Below are 289 nucleotides of genomic sequence, written 5' to 3'. Positions count from 1 at the left end.
TTCTACAGCCACGAAGCACGCCTTGGCGCTCGCTACGTCTTCGGCGGCTGCGCGACACCCGTCACCTACGAGCCGGAACCGACTCCGCTGGTCTACAAGTAAGCATTACCTCGAATCTCCGAAGGAGGTCTCCTTCTGCTTCAATGCAGGTGGCGATTTTCCGCAGCGATCGAGAGTTCCAGTATTGCGCATTTTGCGAGGGCATCGTCTAAAAGATCTCAACAGAATCAAGGGGAGGGTAGAGGGGCAGTTTAGCGCAAACAGGCTTGTTTTTGCTGCGCTAATCGAC

It is taken from the genome of Rhizobium sp. Leaf321, assembly GCF_001423215.1.
Classification (GTDB): domain Bacteria; phylum Pseudomonadota; class Alphaproteobacteria; order Rhizobiales; family Rhizobiaceae; genus Neorhizobium; species Neorhizobium soli.
Note: the sequence above shows the minus strand (reverse complement) of the source record.